Annotated in this window: 12 protein-coding genes and 1 pseudogene; 11 read left to right on the top strand and 2 right to left on the bottom strand. The window is 66.5% G+C overall.

Translation table 11 applies throughout. The annotated features are described in order from the left end of the window. The first annotated feature begins 28 nt into the window (after positions 1-28). The 9 genes and pseudogenes from FJU31_RS12500 to FJU31_RS19300 all read left to right on the top strand — a co-directional run bounded on the left by FJU31_RS12500 (position 29) and on the right by FJU31_RS19300 (position 10804). Entirely contained in the window at positions 29-514 is a 486-nt protein-coding gene (locus FJU31_RS12500; RefSeq protein ID WP_150455038.1) for a GNAT family N-acetyltransferase, read from the top strand. Further along, on the top strand, positions 511-1467 hold the full coding sequence (epmA, locus tag FJU31_RS12495; protein WP_150455037.1) for an EF-P lysine aminoacylase EpmA: 957 nt from the start codon (positions 511-513) through the stop codon (positions 1465-1467). The genes FJU31_RS12500 and epmA overlap by 4 nt, the downstream gene beginning before the upstream one ends. Before the next feature lie 132 nt (positions 1468-1599). Beyond that, a complete protein-coding gene (locus FJU31_RS12490; RefSeq protein ID WP_150455036.1) occupies positions 1600-2340 on the top strand; it encodes a DUF3011 domain-containing protein in 741 nt (246 codons plus the stop codon). Positions 2341-2387: 47 nt separating this feature from the next. After that, positions 2388-3452 carry an S-methyl-5-thioribose-1-phosphate isomerase gene (gene mtnA, locus FJU31_RS12485; RefSeq protein ID WP_150455035.1) on the top strand — a complete coding sequence of 355 codons (1065 nt, stop codon included), beginning with the start codon at positions 2388-2390 and terminating at the stop codon, positions 3450-3452. A 262-nt stretch (positions 3453-3714) separates the two neighbouring features. After that, positions 3715-6429, top strand: coding sequence for a DNA gyrase subunit A (gyrA, locus tag FJU31_RS12480; protein WP_150455034.1), 2715 nt, complete (start codon positions 3715-3717; stop codon positions 6427-6429). 215 nt (positions 6430-6644) lie between these two features. Continuing rightward, positions 6645-9185, top strand: coding sequence for a membrane-bound PQQ-dependent dehydrogenase, glucose/quinate/shikimate family (locus FJU31_RS12475; RefSeq protein ID WP_150455033.1), 2541 nt, complete (start codon positions 6645-6647; stop codon positions 9183-9185). Positions 9186-9478: 293 nt separating this feature from the next. Continuing rightward, positions 9479-9946, top strand: coding sequence for an REP-associated tyrosine transposase (locus FJU31_RS12470; protein WP_150455082.1), 468 nt, complete (start codon positions 9479-9481; stop codon positions 9944-9946). 146 nt (positions 9947-10092) lie between these two features. Then, positions 10093-10200: pseudogene (locus FJU31_RS19645) on the top strand (REP-associated tyrosine transposase); the annotation flags it as partial. Between the two features lie 433 nt (positions 10201-10633). Next, a complete protein-coding gene (locus FJU31_RS19300; RefSeq protein ID WP_188115497.1) occupies positions 10634-10804 on the top strand; it encodes a hypothetical protein in 171 nt (56 codons plus the stop codon). A gap of 126 nt (positions 10805-10930) precedes the next feature. On the opposite strand, the gene FJU31_RS12465 is transcribed toward FJU31_RS19300, so the two are convergent. Further along, positions 10931-11323: a DUF3037 domain-containing protein gene (locus tag FJU31_RS12465; protein WP_150455032.1), complete on the bottom strand. Its 393-nt coding sequence runs from the start codon at positions 11321-11323 to the stop codon at positions 10931-10933. Beyond that, the gene (locus tag FJU31_RS12460; protein WP_150455031.1) at positions 11301-12077 is read right to left on the bottom strand and encodes a HipA family kinase; all 777 of its coding nucleotides are present in this window, start codon (positions 12075-12077) and stop codon (positions 11301-11303) included. The genes FJU31_RS12465 and FJU31_RS12460 overlap by 23 nt, the downstream gene beginning before the upstream one ends. Positions 12078-12230: 153 nt before the next feature. Between FJU31_RS12460 and FJU31_RS12455 the strand changes: the two genes are divergently transcribed. Together FJU31_RS12455 and FJU31_RS12450 are read left to right on the top strand one after the other, a co-directional pair. Next, positions 12231-12560 (top strand): hypothetical protein, encoded by a 330-nt coding sequence (locus FJU31_RS12455; protein WP_150455030.1) that lies wholly within the window; start codon positions 12231-12233, stop codon positions 12558-12560. Positions 12561-12692: 132 nt separating this feature from the next. Continuing rightward, complete coding sequence (locus tag FJU31_RS12450) at positions 12693-15155, top strand: S9 family peptidase (protein WP_150455029.1); 2463 nt, start codon at positions 12693-12695, stop codon at positions 15153-15155. Positions 15156-15261: the final 106 nt, after the last annotated feature.

Below are 15261 nucleotides of genomic sequence, written 5' to 3'. Positions count from 1 at the left end.
CCTGGCCTGATGCACGAGAGGACACCCGATGCAGACCGCCCCGCTGGATTTCCGCCTGGCCACCCGCGCCGATGAGGACGTGCTGATCGCGTTGATGCGCGAGTTCTACGCCGAGGACAAGATCGAATTCGATGACGCACGCGTACGCCGCGGCGTCGATGCGCTGCTGGCCGACCCGCGCAACGGCGAAGTGCTGCTTTGGCTGGATGAGGCGCGCGAGGTCTGCGGCTACGCGGTGATCGCGATGGGCTTCAGCCTGGAGCAGGGCGGTCACTTCGTGCTGCTGGACGAGCTGTACCTGGCGCACCGCGCGCGCGGCCGCGGCCGTGGCAAGCAGGCGCTGGCCACCTGCGAACAGCGTGCGCGCGGGCGCGGCGTCAGCCGCATGCGCCTGGAGGTGAATCACCACAACGAGCTGGCACGGCGCCTGTATCTGGCCAGCGGCTATATCGATGACACACGCGATCTGCTGACCCTGCCGCTGGATCATCGGCGCCCGGAGGGCATTCTGTGAGCGAGGCCCTCATGCGCGCGCTGCAGCAGCGTGCCGCGCTCAACGCGCTGCTGCGCCGCTTCTTTGCCGAGCGTGACGTGCTGGAAGTGGAGACGCCGATCCTCTCGGTGGCTGGCAACACCGAGCCGAACATCGACAGTTTCCATACCGATTTCAGTGGCCACGTCGATGCCGGTGGCCGCCGCCGCTGGTTGCGTACCTCGCCGGAATTCCCGCTCAAGCGCCTGCTCGCTGCCGGCGTGGGTGACTGCTACGAGCTTGGCCGGGTGTTCCGCAACGGTGAGGCCGGTGGTCGCCACAATCCCGAGTTCACCATGCTGGAGTGGTACCGCGTGGGCTGGGATCACCATCGGCTGATGCAGGAAACCGCCGAGCTGGTGCGCGAAGCGCTGGTGCTGGTCGGGCGCACGGCGACCCTGCGCGTGCTCAGCTACCGCGAGCTGTTCCAGCAGCACGCGGGTGTCGATCCGTTCAACGCGGACGAAGGGGCGTTGCGCAAGGCGCTGGGTGAGGTGCACATCGACCCGGTCGGCCTGACCCGCGACGACTGGCTGGACCTGCTGATGACCCATCGCATCCAACCGCACTTCGATGACGCGGTCATGACCGTGGTCCACGACTGGCCGGCTAGCCAGGCCGCGCTCGCGCGCATCCGCGCGGGCACGCCGCCGCTGGCCGAGCGCTTCGAGCTGTACCTGGGTGCGGTCGAGCTTGCCAACGGCTATCACGAGCTGAACGATGCCGGCGAACAGCGTGCGCGCTTCGAGCTGGACCAGCAGCGTCGGCACGAACGCGGCCAGGTGCAGCCTGCGCTGGATGAGGCACTGCTGTCCGCGTTGCCTGCGATGCCGGCCTGTGCAGGCGTGGCGGTCGGCGTGGACCGCCTGCTGATGGCGATGAACCGCACGCCGCGCATCGCCGATGTCCTTGCATTTGATTTCGCCCGCGCCTGAACGACCGCGCGAACGCTGCGCCTGAACAACAACGACGGATTTCGCGCTTGATTCAGCAAGCACGATGATGCTCTTATCACGCCTGATGCAGGACACTGGCATCGTGGTTCATCCGCTCCGTTGGGGAATGCTTTGGTCAAGTGGTTTGCGGTCGTCGCGGCACCGGTGTACTCCATGGCGATATGGGGCGGCCTGCTGCCGTCGTCGGCGTCTGCCCAGGCGGCGGGCTACGACGGCGAAGTGGTGACCTGCCAATCGCGCGACATGGGCTGGGTGCACTGCGACATGGACGTCAGCAACGGCGTCGACCTGGTGCGCCAGCTGTCGAGCAACAGTTGTATCCGTGGCAGCGAGTGGGGTACCGACCGCAGTGGCGTGTGGGTGACCCTGGGCTGCCGTGCCGAGTTCCGAGCGCGCGGCGCTGAAGGGTCTGCCAGCTCCGCCGCTGCTGGCGAGGGCAGGAGCAGGCACCTGGTGCGTCGCGTGGTGCGCTGCGAATCCAATGGCCGCCCGCAGAGCTGTCCGGTGCGGCTGGATGGCGCGCCGGTGCGACTGCTGCGCCAGCTCTCGGTGCTGCCGTGCCGCGAAGGGCAGGGCTGGGGCTACAAGCGCAATGAAGTCTGGACTAGCCGCGGCTGCCAGGGCGATTTCGAAGTGGCTGACGATGCGGGTCGCTTCGTCGACGTGGCCCGCAAGCTGACCTGCGAATCCAAGTCCAAGCGGCGGCGCTTCTGCGGCGCCACCATTTCCACCGAGGCCAAGGTCATCAAGCAGCTGTCCGGCACCCCCTGTGAGCAAGGCAGGACCTGGGGCTGGAGCCGCAACGGCATCTGGGTGGACGGCGGCTGCCGCGCCGATTTCTCCGTGAATTGAGCACCGGCAGGCTCCAACCACGCGGGGCGTGGCCCTACAATGGGCCCATGAACACTGCCACCGACCTCGACTACGCCCGCTACGACCACATCCGCCCGATCCTGTGGACCGGCGATGCCCTGCAACTGCTCGACCAGCGCAAGCTGCCGTTCGTGGTCGAACACGTGGTCTGCCATGACAGCGACGATGTCGCCACCGCCATCCACGCGCTGACCGTGCGCGGTGCACCGGCCATCGGCATTGCCGCCGCCTGGGGCGTGGTGCTGGCCGCACGCGAGGTGCAGGCCGCCGACGGCGCGCATGCGCTGCAGCAGCTGGAGCCGGCCCTGCAGCGGCTGAACGCCTCGCGCCCGACCGCAGTGAACCTGGCCTGGGCACTGGCACGCATGCGCCGTTGCCTGACCGCCGCCGGCGCCGACTGGAAGGCGCTGCTGGAAGCCGAGGCCCAGGCGATCGCCGAGGAAGACCTGGCCGCCAACCGCCACATGGGCGCGTTGGGTGCGGGCCTGATCGATGCCGGCAGCGGCGTGCTGACCCATTGCAATACCGGCTCGCTGGCCACCGCCGGTTTCGGGACCGCGCTGGGCGTGATCCGCGCCGGCATGGCCCAGCACCGCATCGCCCGCGTCTTTGCCGGTGAAACCCGGCCGTGGCTGCAGGGCGCGCGCCTGACCGTGTGGGAGCTGCAGCAGGATGGCATCGACGCCACCCTGATCGCCGATTCCGCCGCCTCGCACCTGATGAAGACCGGCGCGGTGCAGTGGGTGATCGTCGGTGCCGACCGCATCTGCGCCAACGGCGATACCGCCAACAAGATCGGCACCTACCAACTGGCCATCGCCGCCCGCCACCACGGGGTGAAGTTCATGGTCGTGGCCCCGTCCTCGACGGTGGACATGGACACCGTGGACGGCAGCCAGATCGAGATCGAGCAGCGCGACCCGGGCGAGCTGTACGGCGTGGGCGGTACCCGCACCGTGGCCGAGGGCATTGCTGCCTGGAACCCGGTGTTCGACGTCACCCCGGGCGAGCTGATCGACGCCATCGTGACCGAGCGCGGGGTCATCCTGAACCCGACCGCCGGGAACATGCGCGCCGCCTTCGGCGCCTGAGGCGGGACAGGATCGAGGATGTCTGTAGAGCCGAGCCCATGCTCGGCTCCGCAGGGGAATCCGCCGCAGCCGGGCATGGGTTCCGCTCTACAGGGTCTGCGGTATCCCCTAAGTTCCTGATTTGTGCCGGTAAAATCCCCGTAAAAGGAGGCGGAAAACGGCCTGTTGTGGTAGTATCCACAGGTTGAATCGAGGTTCCGGCACGACCCCCTCCTGCAGAGGGCTGCGCCGGACTGGACCGCTACCAGACAACGGAACCCGAATGGCAGAAACCGCCAAGGAAATCATCCAGGTCAACCTGGAAGACGAGATGCGCAAGAGCTACCTCGATTACGCCATGAGCGTGATCGTGGGCCGCGCGCTCCCGGATGCGCGCGACGGCCTCAAGCCGGTGCATCGCCGCGTGCTGTTCGCGATGAACGAGTTGAACGCGCACAGCAACAAGCCCTACTTCAAGTCGGCGCGTATCGTCGGTGACGTCATCGGTAAGTACCACCCGCATGGCGATCAGTCGGTGTACGACACGCTGGTGCGTCTGGCACAGCCGTTCTCGCTGCGTTACATGCTGGTCGATGGCCAGGGTAACTTCGGCTCGATCGATGGCGACTCCGCCGCAGCGATGCGATACACCGAAGCGCGCATGTCGCGCCTCGCGCATGAGCTGATGGCCGACATCGACAAGGAAACCGTCGATTTCCAGCCGAACTACGACGAAAAGGAACTGGAGCCGACGGTCATGCCGACCCGGTTCCCGAACCTGCTGGTCAACGGTTCGGCCGGTATCGCGGTGGGCATGGCCACCAACATCCCGCCGCACAACCTGAGCGAGTCGATCAACGCCTGCATCGCGCTGATCGACAACCCGGAGATCGACGTCGACGGCCTCATGGAGTACATCCCAGGCCCCGATTTCCCGACCGCCGGCATCATCAACGGCACCGCCGGCATCGTCGCCGGCTACCGCACCGGCCGTGGCCGCGTGCGCATCCGTGCCCGTGCCGATATCGAAGTGGCCGACAACGGCCGCGAATCGATCATCGTCACTGAAATTCCTTACCAGGTGAACAAGGCGCGTCTGATCGAAAAGATCGCCGAGCTGGTCAAGGAAAAGAAGATCGAAGGCATCAGCGAGCTGCGCGATGAGTCCGACAAGGACGGCATGCGCATCTACATCGAGATCAAGCGCGGTGAATCTGCCGAGGTTGTGCTGAACAACCTGTACCAGCAGACGCAGATGGAATCGGTGTTCGGCATCAACATGGTGGCGCTGGTCGACGGCCGCCCGCAGTTGATGAACCTCAAGCAGATGCTCGAGGCCTTCGTCCGCCACCGTCGCGAAGTGGTCACCCGCCGCACCGTGTTCGAGCTGCGCAAGGCGCGCGCCCGTGCCCACGTGCTGGAAGGCCTGACCGTCGCGCTGGCCAACATCGACGAGATGATCGAACTGATCAAGACCTCGCCGAACCCCAACGAAGCGCGCGAACGCATGCTCGCCCGCCTGTGGGAGCCGGGTCTGGTCGGTTCGATGCTCGGCGCCGCCGGTGCCGAAGCCTCGCGTCCGGACGACCTGCCCAAGGGCGTGGGCCTGATCGAGGGCGGCTACCAGCTGACCGAGATCCAGGCCACCCAGATCCTGGAAATGCGCCTGCATCGCCTGACCGGGCTGGAGCAGGACCGCCTGACCGAAGAGTACAAGCAGCTGCTGGAAGTGATCGCCGGGCTGATCCACATCCTGGAAGATCCCGACCGCCTGCGCCAGGTCATCCGTGAGGAACTGGTCAACGTCAAGGCAGAATTCGGCGACGAGCGTCGCACCGAGATCCGCCACAGCGAAGAAGACCTGGACATTCTTGACCTGATCGCGCCGGAAGACGTGGTGGTCACCGTGTCGCACGCCGGCTACGTCAAGCGCCAGCCGGTGAGCGTGTACCGCGCGCAGCGCCGCGGTGGCCGTGGCCGCAGTGCCGCGTCGACCAAGGAAGAGGATTTCATCGAACAGCTGTGGCTGGTCAACACGCACGACACGCTGCTGACCTTCACCAGTTCGGGCAAGGTGTTCTGGCTGCCGGTGTACCAGCTGCCCGAAGCCGGTTCCAACGCCCGCGGCCGTCCGATCATCAACTGGATCCCGCTGGAACCGGGCGAACGCGTGCAGGCCGTGCTGCCGGTGCGCGAGTACGCCGATGGCCAGTTCGTGTTCTTTGCTACGAAGAACGGTACGGTCAAGAAGACCCCGCTGGGCGAGTTCGCCTTCCGTCTGGCCCGCGGCAAGATCGCGATCAATCTGGACGAGGGCGATGCCTTGGTCGGCGTCGGCCTGACCGACGGCGAGCGTGACATCCTGCTGTTCGCCTCGAATGGCAAGACCGTGCGCTTCGGCGAGGACAAGGTCCGCTCGATGGGCCGTACCGCCACCGGCGTGCGCGGTATCAAGATGCCGGCCGGCGAGGAAGTGGTCAGCCTGATCGTGGCCGAGAGTGCCGGCGGCAGCGAGGACGAGAACGAGGACGACAACGGTGTCGAGGAGACCGCAGCCAATGGCGATGCGGTGATCGACGGCGCCGATGACGCCAGCCTGCGTTACATCCTCACCGCCACCGAGAACGGCTACGGCAAGCGCACCCCGCTGCCGGACTACCCGCGCAAGGGTCGTGGCACGCAGGGCGTGATCGGCATCCAGACCACCGAGCGCAACGGCAAGCTGGTCGCCGCGGTGCTGATGGGCTCGGATGACGAAGTCCTGCTGATCTCCGATGGCGGCACCCTGGTGCGTACCCGTGGTTCTGAAATCAGCCGCGTCGGCCGCAACACCCAGGGCGTCACCTTGATCCGCCTGTCCAAGGACGAGAAGCTGCAGGCGGTGGAGCGCATGGATGCCTCGATCGACGAGGACGAGGACGAGGGGGCAGCCGCCGCCCCGGCCGCGACCGACGGCGCACCGGCTGCTGCCAGCAGCGAGGATGCCGGGCAGGAGTGATCCTGCCGCGATGAGCGGTACCCGACGACGCCGGCCTTGTGCCGGCGTCGTTGTTTGCGGGATCTGGCCAAAACGCGCCGCGGGCGTCGCCGCCCGCAAAAAACGCATTCATTTCACAGGCAGGGGCGGATAACGGTGGGTGAACCAGCGGACGATGGCGTCCGCGGTGGAATCCCCCGTCCAACCGACCCTATGGTCGCGCCCTGGAGCCAGAAATGCCTGCCGCCCCCACCGCTGTCCCACCCGATGGCCAGACCCTCCAGCCGCGTCGCCGGCACCCGGTAGCTACCGTTCTCTCCCTGCTGCTGATCCTGCTCGGCGCGGTCATCGGTGGCCTCGGCGTCTGGCTGCTCACCCTGGGCGGTTCCTGGTACTACGCCATCGCCGGCATCGCCATGCTGGTCAGCGGCGTGCTGCTGTGGGGCAACCGCCGCAGCGCTGCGCTGCTGTTCGCCGTCATCTTCATCGGCACCCTGCTGTGGACGTGGTGGGAATCGGGAAGCACCTACTGGCGTTGGGTGCCACGGCTGGGCCTGGTGACCGCGCTGGCAATCGTGATGGCGCTGCTGGCGCCGACGCTGCAGCAGCCTTTTTCGCGTCGTGCATCGCGTTGTGTCGCAGGCCTGTTGATGCTGGTCTTCGTGGCGGCGTTCGCGCTGGCCTTCGTGCCACACGGCGAAGTGCGCGGCGATCAGCCGTTCCCGGACGTGCCTGCCTCGACCGGCATCGATCCCACCGAGGACACCACGGGCCTGCAGCCCTCAGACCGCCCGGCCGACGGTGACTGGGCCGCGTGGGGCCGCAACAACGCTGCGACGCGTTTCTCGCCGCTGCAGCAGATCACCCCGGACAACGTGGCCACGCTGCAGCCGGCCTGGCAGTTCCGCACCGGCGACCTGCCTGAAAACCGCTGGGGCGCGGAAACCACGCCGCTGAAGATCGGTAACCGCCTGTATCTTTGCACCGCGCGCAATCAGCTGATCGCGCTCGACGCCAGCACCGGCAAGGAGATCTGGCGCTTCAATCCGAAGGTGAAGGACGATTCGATTCCGTACACTGCCGCTTGCCGCGGGGTGTCCTATTACGAGCAGCCCAGTGGCGCCGCTGCGGTCGATGCCGCACTGGCTGACGCGGCCGCAGACCTGGCGCTGCCGGCGCCGCCGCCGACGCCGCGCGCGGCCAGCGTGCCCGGCAACCGTCCGGCCTGCACCGCGCGTATCATCGAAGGCACCCTGGACGGCCGCATCATCGCGGTGGACGCGGACAGCGGAAAGCCGTGCGCCAACTTCGGCAACAACGGCCAGGTCGACATCACCCTGGGCATGGGCAAGACGCCGCCGGGCTATGTCTCCATCACCTCGCCGCCGGCCATCGTGCGCGGCGTCATCGTCACCGGCCACCAGGTGCTGGACGGCCAGCGCCGCGATGCACCCTCGGGCGTCATCCAGGCCTACGACGCGGTGACCGGCAAACTGCGCTGGGCCTGGGACATGGACCAGCCGGAACTGACCGGCCTGCCAGCACAGGGCAAGGAGTACACGCGTGGTACGCCGAACATGTGGACCGCCGCCACCGGCGATGAAACGCTGGGCCTGGTCTACCTGCCCATGGGCAATTCCGCAGGCGATTACTGGAGCGGCTCCCGCAGCGAGAACCAGAACAAATACGCTACCTCGCTGGTGGCCATCGACGTGACCACCGGCAAGCCGGCCTGGCATTTCCAGGCTGTGCGCAAGGATGTCTGGGACTACGACATGGGTTCGCAGGCCAGCCTGATCGACTACCCGACCGCGCAGGGCAAGGTGCCGGCCATCCTGCTGCCGACCAAGCAGGGCGACATGTACATCCTCGACCGCCGCACCGGCCAGCTGCTGACCCCCGCCGAAGAGCGCAAGGTCCCCGGTGGGGGTGCCGAGCCGGAGCAGCGTTCGCCCACCCAGCTGTTCTCGCTCTACCACACGCTGCGCCGCGAGCACGATCTGACCGAGCAGGACATGTGGGGCATCACTCCGATTGATCAGCTGGTGTGCCGCATCCAGTTCCGCAAGGCGCACTACGAAGGCTTCTACACGCCGCCGAGCGCCGACCACCACTCGATTGAGTACCCCGGCTACAACGGCGGTTCGGACTGGGGCAGTGTGGCCATCGATACGCGTCGCGGCGTGATCGTGGCCAACTACAACGACATGCCCAACTACAACCGGCTGGTGCCGCGCGCCGAAGCCGATCGAAAGGGCTGGCTGCCGCGCGAGGAGATCACCCACGACAAGGGCGGTGCCGAAGGAGCGGGTGATCCGCAGGTCGGCACGCCGTACGCCATCGACGTCAACGCTGGCTGGCGCCTGCCGTTCACCGGCCTGCTGTGCAAGCAGCCGCCCTACGGTGGCATCCGCGCGGTCGATCTGCGCACCGGCAAGCTGCTGTGGGACCGCCCGTTCGGCAGCGCCCGTGGCAATGGCCCGTTCGGCATCCGCTCCGGCCTGCCGATCGAGATTGGCACGCCCAACAACGGTGGTGCGGTGGTGACCGCCAGCGGCCTGATCTTCATAGCCGCCGCCACCGATGACCTGCTGCGCGCGATCGACCTGAAGACCGGCAAGGAGCTGTGGCACGTCAAGCTGCCGGCCGGTGGCCAGGCCAACCCGATGGTGTACGAACAGGACGGCCGCCAGTACGTGGTGATCGTCGCGGCCGGGCACCACTTCATGGAAACCCCGAAGGGCGACTACGTGATGGCCTACGCGCTGCCGAAATGATGGGGAAGAGTCGACCGTTGGTCGACTGCCCTTCGCGAGGTGCCACGACCTGCGCTGCGCCGGGTAAAGTCGACCGTTGGTCGACTGCCCTTCGCGGCACGCCAGGACCTCGCGCTGCGCCAGGTAGAGTCGACCGTTGGTCGACTGCCCTTCGCGAGGTGCCAAGACCTGCGCTGCGCCGGGCAGTCGACCAACGGTCGACTCTACCCAGCCGGCGTCGGGTCTTTTCCCTATAGGCTGAACCGGCATCGCGCCGATGCCAGAAGGTGACCACAACGGGCATGTTCAACCACATGCCCAGTCCACAACTCCTCGTCGGTCGGCGCTCCATCGTCGGCAACGTGTACGCAATCACGATGGTCTGCAGGGATCGTTGTCGGATTTTCGACGATCCCGGTCACGCCCACATCCTCATGCAGGTGCTGGAAGCATTGGACGATCAAGGCCTGACCACCTCGTTCGCGTGGGTAATCATACCTGACCACCTGCATTGGTTGTTCCAGCTCCGTGAAAAGTCGCTCGGATACTGCGTGCAGCGCTTCAAGTCGCGCAGTGGCCTGCTCATCAACCAGCACCGCGGGAGCGCCGGCGCCGTCTGGCACGCGGGCTACTACGACCACGCGATCCGTACTGAAGAGTCGCTCCACAAACATGCGCGCTATATCCTGGCCAATCCCATAAGGGCAGGATTGGCAGTTACGCTGGGCGAGTACCCCTATGGGTGGTGTCGCTGGCCGCTGGATGACATCGAGGCGGGGTAGAGTCGACCGTTGGTCGACTATCGCGCGCAGCGCGGGGTTTCAGCGGGTCGCGAAGGACAGTTGCGAAGGGCAGTCGACCAACGGTCGACTGTACCCCATCGTAGCGTTGGGCTAGGATGGTCGCACACCTCGTCTGCGAAGGAATCGCCATATTCGTGCTGGCCAATCCCATCCGTGCAGGACTGGCAACCCGGCTGGGGGAATACCCGTACGGATGGTGTCGCTGGCTGCTGGATGACACCGAGGCGAGGTAGAGTCGACCGTTGGTCGACTATCGCGCGCAGCGCGGGGTTTCAGCGGGTCGCGAAGGGCAGTCGACCAACGGTCGACTCTACCCCGTCGTAGCGTTGGGCTAGGATGGTCGCACACCTCGTCTGCGAAGGAATCGCCATATTCGTGCTGGCCAATCCCATCCGTGCAGGACTGGCAACCCGGCTGGGGGAATGCCCGTACGGATGGTGTCGCTGGCCGCTGGATGACATCGAGGCGGGGTAGAGTCGACCGTTGGTCGACTATAGCGCGCAGCGCGGGGTTTCAGCGGGTCGCGAAGGGCAGTCGACCAACGGTCGACTCTACCCCGTCGTGGCGTTGGGCTAGGATGGCGTCACGCCTCGTCTGCGAACGAATCGCAATGTTCGTGCGCTGTCTTTCCGCCCGCCCCTTGCTGTGGGCGCTGTTGATGCTGCTGTGCATGGGCGCCGCGCACGCTGCGCCAAGAAGGACGGCAGCACCCCGCAGGATTACCTGGAGTTCCGCGAGTCCACCGGCCCACTGAAGCTGCTGGAGGTGCGTGAGAGCACGCCATTGCAGGCGAAGCTGCTGGTGCTGGCGCAGCAGACCGAGCGTGACCGGGGGTAGAGTCGACCGTTGGTCGACGGCAATTTACGATCCACCGAAGCCCCGCGCTGTGCGCGGTAGTCGACCAACGGTCGACTCTACCCTGTCGACGTCATCCAGTCGGCCGCACCCCGTCAGCCAACCCCGTCAGCGCGGCACCCGCACCATCTTCGTCATCAGGTGCTCGACCACGCCCGCCGGATCGGCGGTGCGGCCGACGTGCGTGCTGGACATCTGCACGATCGAGCTGCGCTTGGCCGTAAGGAAATGGAAGCGCGCACGCGCGGGCAGCTGTGCGATAGGGCCGGCGTTGGCGTCGCCGCGGCAGATCGCCACGATGGCATCCAGCCACGGCTGCAGCGCTTCCAGGTCGAGCGTCGGCGCGAACGCCCGCAGGCGCGCTGCATCGATCTCGATCGCGGCTTCCAGATGGCGTGCGCCGGGGCAGGAGACGATCACCCCGACGTTGATGAACTCTTCGCGTTCCACCCGCGGTACCACGCGGATGACCGCATAGTCATACGTGTGCAGCGTGGGCACGGACGGCCTCCTGCACGAACACCGCACGCACCTTCAGGCGGTGCTTGAGGTAGTTGATGTAGCCCTGGCGGTAGGCCTGCGGGCTGTCGAAGGCCGGTTCGTCCACCAGCCAGCTGTCCGGCACCAGGCCGACGATGCGCTCGATTTCCGCATCGGGCAGGCGCGCGGCCAGCTCGGCATCCACCTCGGCAATGCGGCTGGCAAACGGCAGCAGCACGTGGTCGCGGATCAGTACGAAGGGCTTTTCGCAGGCGTCGCCGGCGTTGGCCCAGTCGTGATGGAAGTACATCGCCGCACCGTGGTCGATCAGGTACAGCTTGCGGTGCCAGACCATCAGGTTGGGGTTGCGCGTGGTGCGATCGACATTGCTGGTGAACGCATCGAACCAGACCAGGCGCGAGGCCAGGTCCGCATCCACCGGCATCGCGGCCGGATCGTAGTTGATCGCGCCGGGCAGGTAATCCAGGCCCAGGTTCAGGCCCTCGCTGGCACGGATCAGGTCCTGGATTTCAGGGTCCGGTTCGGTGCGGGCGAACTCGCTGTCCAGCTCCACGAACAGGATTTCCGGAATCGGCAGGCCGACCGAGCGGGCCATTTCGCCGGCGATCAGCTCGGCGATCAGTGCCTTCGGACCCTGGCCAGCGCCACGGAACTTGAGCACGGCCATGCCGTCGTCGTCGGTCTCGACCACGGCGGGCAGCGAGCCCCCTTCGCGGAGCGGGGTGATGTAGCGGAGGGCATGAACGGCGCGCATGAACGAATTCTACAGTCTTCACTCCACCCTGCCGCCTGCGGTGGCAGCATCCAGCCTTGGGGAGCATGAACCGGCCAGGATGGCCGTGGTGTACGAGAGCTGCCATCCTTCAAGCGTTTCCACGATGTACTTGCAGGCATTGGAGGTGCACCCATGAATGACGAATCCATTCCCCTGCTGCCGACCCTGGACGACGCCAAGGTCGAACAGATGATCGGCAAAGTGGTACTGGTGGGCATTACCCGCTACGGCGGCGATGGCCAGATGCGGGACCAGCAGCAGTATTCGGGCACGGTGCTGCGCATCAGTGCCGAGGAAGGCGTGGTGCTGGCCGACGAGGCCGATGGCCATGAACGTTACCTGCCGCCGATGCTCGACCAGTACCGGCCCGCGGAACCGGGTGAGTACCGGCTGCGCTCGGGCGGCGAGATCGTGGTCGACCCCGATTACCTGACCACGTGGGACCTGCACGCGCAGCAGTAAGGCGAGGGCCGGTGGGGTTTGCAGCATCCGGCCACTAGTCCTTCCGGCCCATTCACAACCCACCCCGGGGTGCTAGATTCGGCCGATGCCCGCTGTCTGGCGGGTGCCCAATCACACCCCAGGGGATCAAGGATGCTCATCCATCGCACCTCTCTGGCGGCGGCCATTGCCGTTGCCACCGTCGGCCTCTTGGCCGCTGGCCCGGCGCTTGCCGACTACGCAAAGCCGCCGGAGCACCTGCTCAAGGTGCTGAAGGCTCCGCCGCCGCCGGCGCCGAATGTCGATCCGAGCGGGCAGCGCCTGCTGCTGACCACCGCGCAGACCTATCCATCCATCGCCCGTGTGGCACAGCCCTACCTGAAGCTGGCCGGCGTGCGCCTGGAACCGAAGAACCGCAGCCGCCACGACACCGCCGGTGGTTACGGCATTCCGGCCTGCGTCGCAGATTTCAGCCTGGTCGAAATTGCCAGCGGCAAGACCACCAAGGTCGATCTGCCGCAGGGCTGTGCCGGTGCGGCGCAGTGGTCGGCCGATGGCAGCCACTTCGCGTTCCAGAACGCGGTCGATAGCAGCGTGCAGTTGTGGGTGGGTGATGCAGCCACCGGCCAGGTCAAGCAGATGCCGGGCGTGCAGCTCAATCCGATTTTCGGCAGCACCGTGCAATGGCTGGGTGGCAGCCAGAACCTGCTGGTGAAGCTGGTGCCGGCCAACCAGGGCGCAGCCCCGTCCGACGGCGGCGTGCCGACCGGTCCGGACGCGCAGGAATCGCTGGGCAGCAGCGGCGAAAGCAGCACCTACGAAGCCCGCGACACGCTGGCCAGCGCGCATGACGAAAAGCTGTTCGCCTACTACGGCGCCTCGCAGCTGGCCGTGGTCGACACCACCAGTGGCAAGATGCGCCCGGTCGGCAGCGCCGCCATCTTCAATGACGTCAGCGCCGCGCCTGATGGCGTGCACGTGCTGACCGAATCGATCAAACCGCCGTTCTCGCACGCGGTGACCTACCAGCGCTTCGCCAACGATGTTGCGGTGCTGGACATCGCCAGTGGCAAGACCACCGCCATCGCCAGCCTGCCGCTGGCCGACCGCGTGCCCGTGCACGGCGTGCCGGAAGGCCCGCGTGGTTTCGACTGGCGCTCCACCGATCCGGCCACCCTGGTCTATGCCGAAGCGCTCGACAAGGGCGACTGGAAGGTAAGCGTGCCGCACCGTGACCGCGTGCTGATGCTGAAGGCCCCGTTCAACGGCAAGCCGGTGGAAATCGCCCGCACCGCACAGCGTTTCGAAGGCCTGGCCTGGTCGGCGGATCCGGCGGTGTCCTTCATGTTCGAGAACGACGAGAACCGCCACTGGGTGCAGACCCGCATCGTCGATGTCGACCAGCCGAAGAAGGAAGGCCGCCTGCTGTGGGACATGTCCAGCGATGAGCTGTACGGCGATCCGGGCAAGCTGGTGTTCAAGCGCCTGCCCAACGGCGCCGCGGTCGTTCGCCAGGAAGGCAATTTCGTGTTCCTGCGCGGGCAGGGCGCTTCGCCGCAGGGCGATCGTCCGTTCCTCGACCGTCTGGACCTGGGTTCGCTGAAGAGCGAGCGCCTGTTCCGCAGCGATGCCGATGCCTACGAGCAGTTCCTCGGTTTCAGCAACACCCCGGGCCGTTACCTGACCTGGCACCAGTCGGTGATGGACGCGCCGAACGCGTTCGTGCGCCAGCAGGGCGAGGCGGTTGCCGCAGCAAAGGACGGCGAGGCGCAGTTCGCATCCACCGCCACCGCGCTGACCAAGCTGGTCGACCCGACCCCGGAAGTGCGCCAGATCAAGAAGCAGCTGGTGACCTACAAGCGCGCCGACGGCGTGGATCTGTCCTTCACCCTGTACACCCCGCCGGGCTACAAGGAGGGCCAGCGCGTGCCGGCGATCCTGTATGCGTACCCGGCCGACTTCGCCAACGCCGCCCAGGCCGGCCAAGTGTCCGGTTCGCAGCAGACCTTCACCCGTCTGCAGCCGTACCGCCTGATGCTGCTGGCCGGCTACGCGATCATCGACAACGCCTCGTTCCCGATCGTCGGCGACCCGAAGACCGCCTATGACACCTACCTGGAGCAGCTGGAAGCCGACGCCAAGGCGGCGGTGGACAAGGCCGTGGACATGGGCGTGGTCGACCGCAACCGCATCGGTGTCACCGGCCACAGCCACGGTGGCCTGATGACTGCCAACCTGATCGCCCACACCGACCTGTTCAAGGCCGGCGTGGCGACCAGCGGCTCGTACAACAAGACGTTCACCCCGTTCGGCTTCCAGAACGAGCGTCGCTCGGTGTGGCAGGCGCAGGACGTGTACCTGAAGGCCTCGCCGTTCTTCTACGCCGACAGGATCAAGCTGCCGCTGCTGCTGGTCCATGGCGAAGACGATGCCAACCCGGGTACCGAGCCGTTCCAGTCGCGCAAGCTGTACCAGGCCATCCGTGGCAACGGCGGCACCACCCGCCTGGTGATGCTGCCGAACGAACCGCACTGGTACACCGCGCTGGAATCGAACGAGCAGCTGGTGTCGGAAATGTTGAACTGGTTCGACACCTACGTCAAAAACGCACGGTAGAGTCGAGCCATGCTCGACTGCCTTTGTAGAGTCGAGGGGGGGGGGGGGGGGGGGGGGGGGGGCGGGGGCCACGGGCGGCAAAACCGAGCACGATGGGGGGGGGTAA

Origin of the sequence: Stenotrophomonas cyclobalanopsidis (assembly GCF_008710035.1) — a bacterium.
In the GTDB taxonomy this organism is placed as follows: Bacteria; Pseudomonadota; Gammaproteobacteria; order Xanthomonadales; family Xanthomonadaceae; genus Stenotrophomonas; species Stenotrophomonas cyclobalanopsidis.
The sequence above is the reverse complement of the archived record's forward strand: the minus strand, read 5'-3'. Positions and strand labels throughout refer to the sequence as shown.

Excerpts from the sequence above, each read along its gene's own strand:
- FJU31_RS12500 (WP_150455038.1), top strand. The coding sequence starts at position 29 with ATGCAGACCGCCCCGCTGGATTTCCGCCTGGCCACCCGCGCCGATGAG.
- FJU31_RS12460 (WP_150455031.1), bottom strand. The coding sequence starts at position 12,077 with ATGCGCGCCGTTCATGCCCTCCGCTACATCACCCCGCTCCGCGAAGGG.
- FJU31_RS12475 (WP_150455033.1), top strand. The coding sequence starts at position 6,645 with ATGCCTGCCGCCCCCACCGCTGTCCCACCCGATGGCCAGACCCTCCAG.
- FJU31_RS12455 (WP_150455030.1), top strand. The coding sequence starts at position 12,231 with ATGAATGACGAATCCATTCCCCTGCTGCCGACCCTGGACGACGCCAAG.
- FJU31_RS12450 (WP_150455029.1), top strand. The coding sequence starts at position 12,693 with ATGCTCATCCATCGCACCTCTCTGGCGGCGGCCATTGCCGTTGCCACC.
- FJU31_RS12470 (WP_150455082.1), top strand. The coding sequence starts at position 9,479 with ATGCCCAGTCCACAACTCCTCGTCGGTCGGCGCTCCATCGTCGGCAAC.
- gyrA (WP_150455034.1), top strand. The coding sequence starts at position 3,715 with ATGGCAGAAACCGCCAAGGAAATCATCCAGGTCAACCTGGAAGACGAG.
- mtnA (WP_150455035.1), top strand. The coding sequence starts at position 2,388 with ATGAACACTGCCACCGACCTCGACTACGCCCGCTACGACCACATCCGC.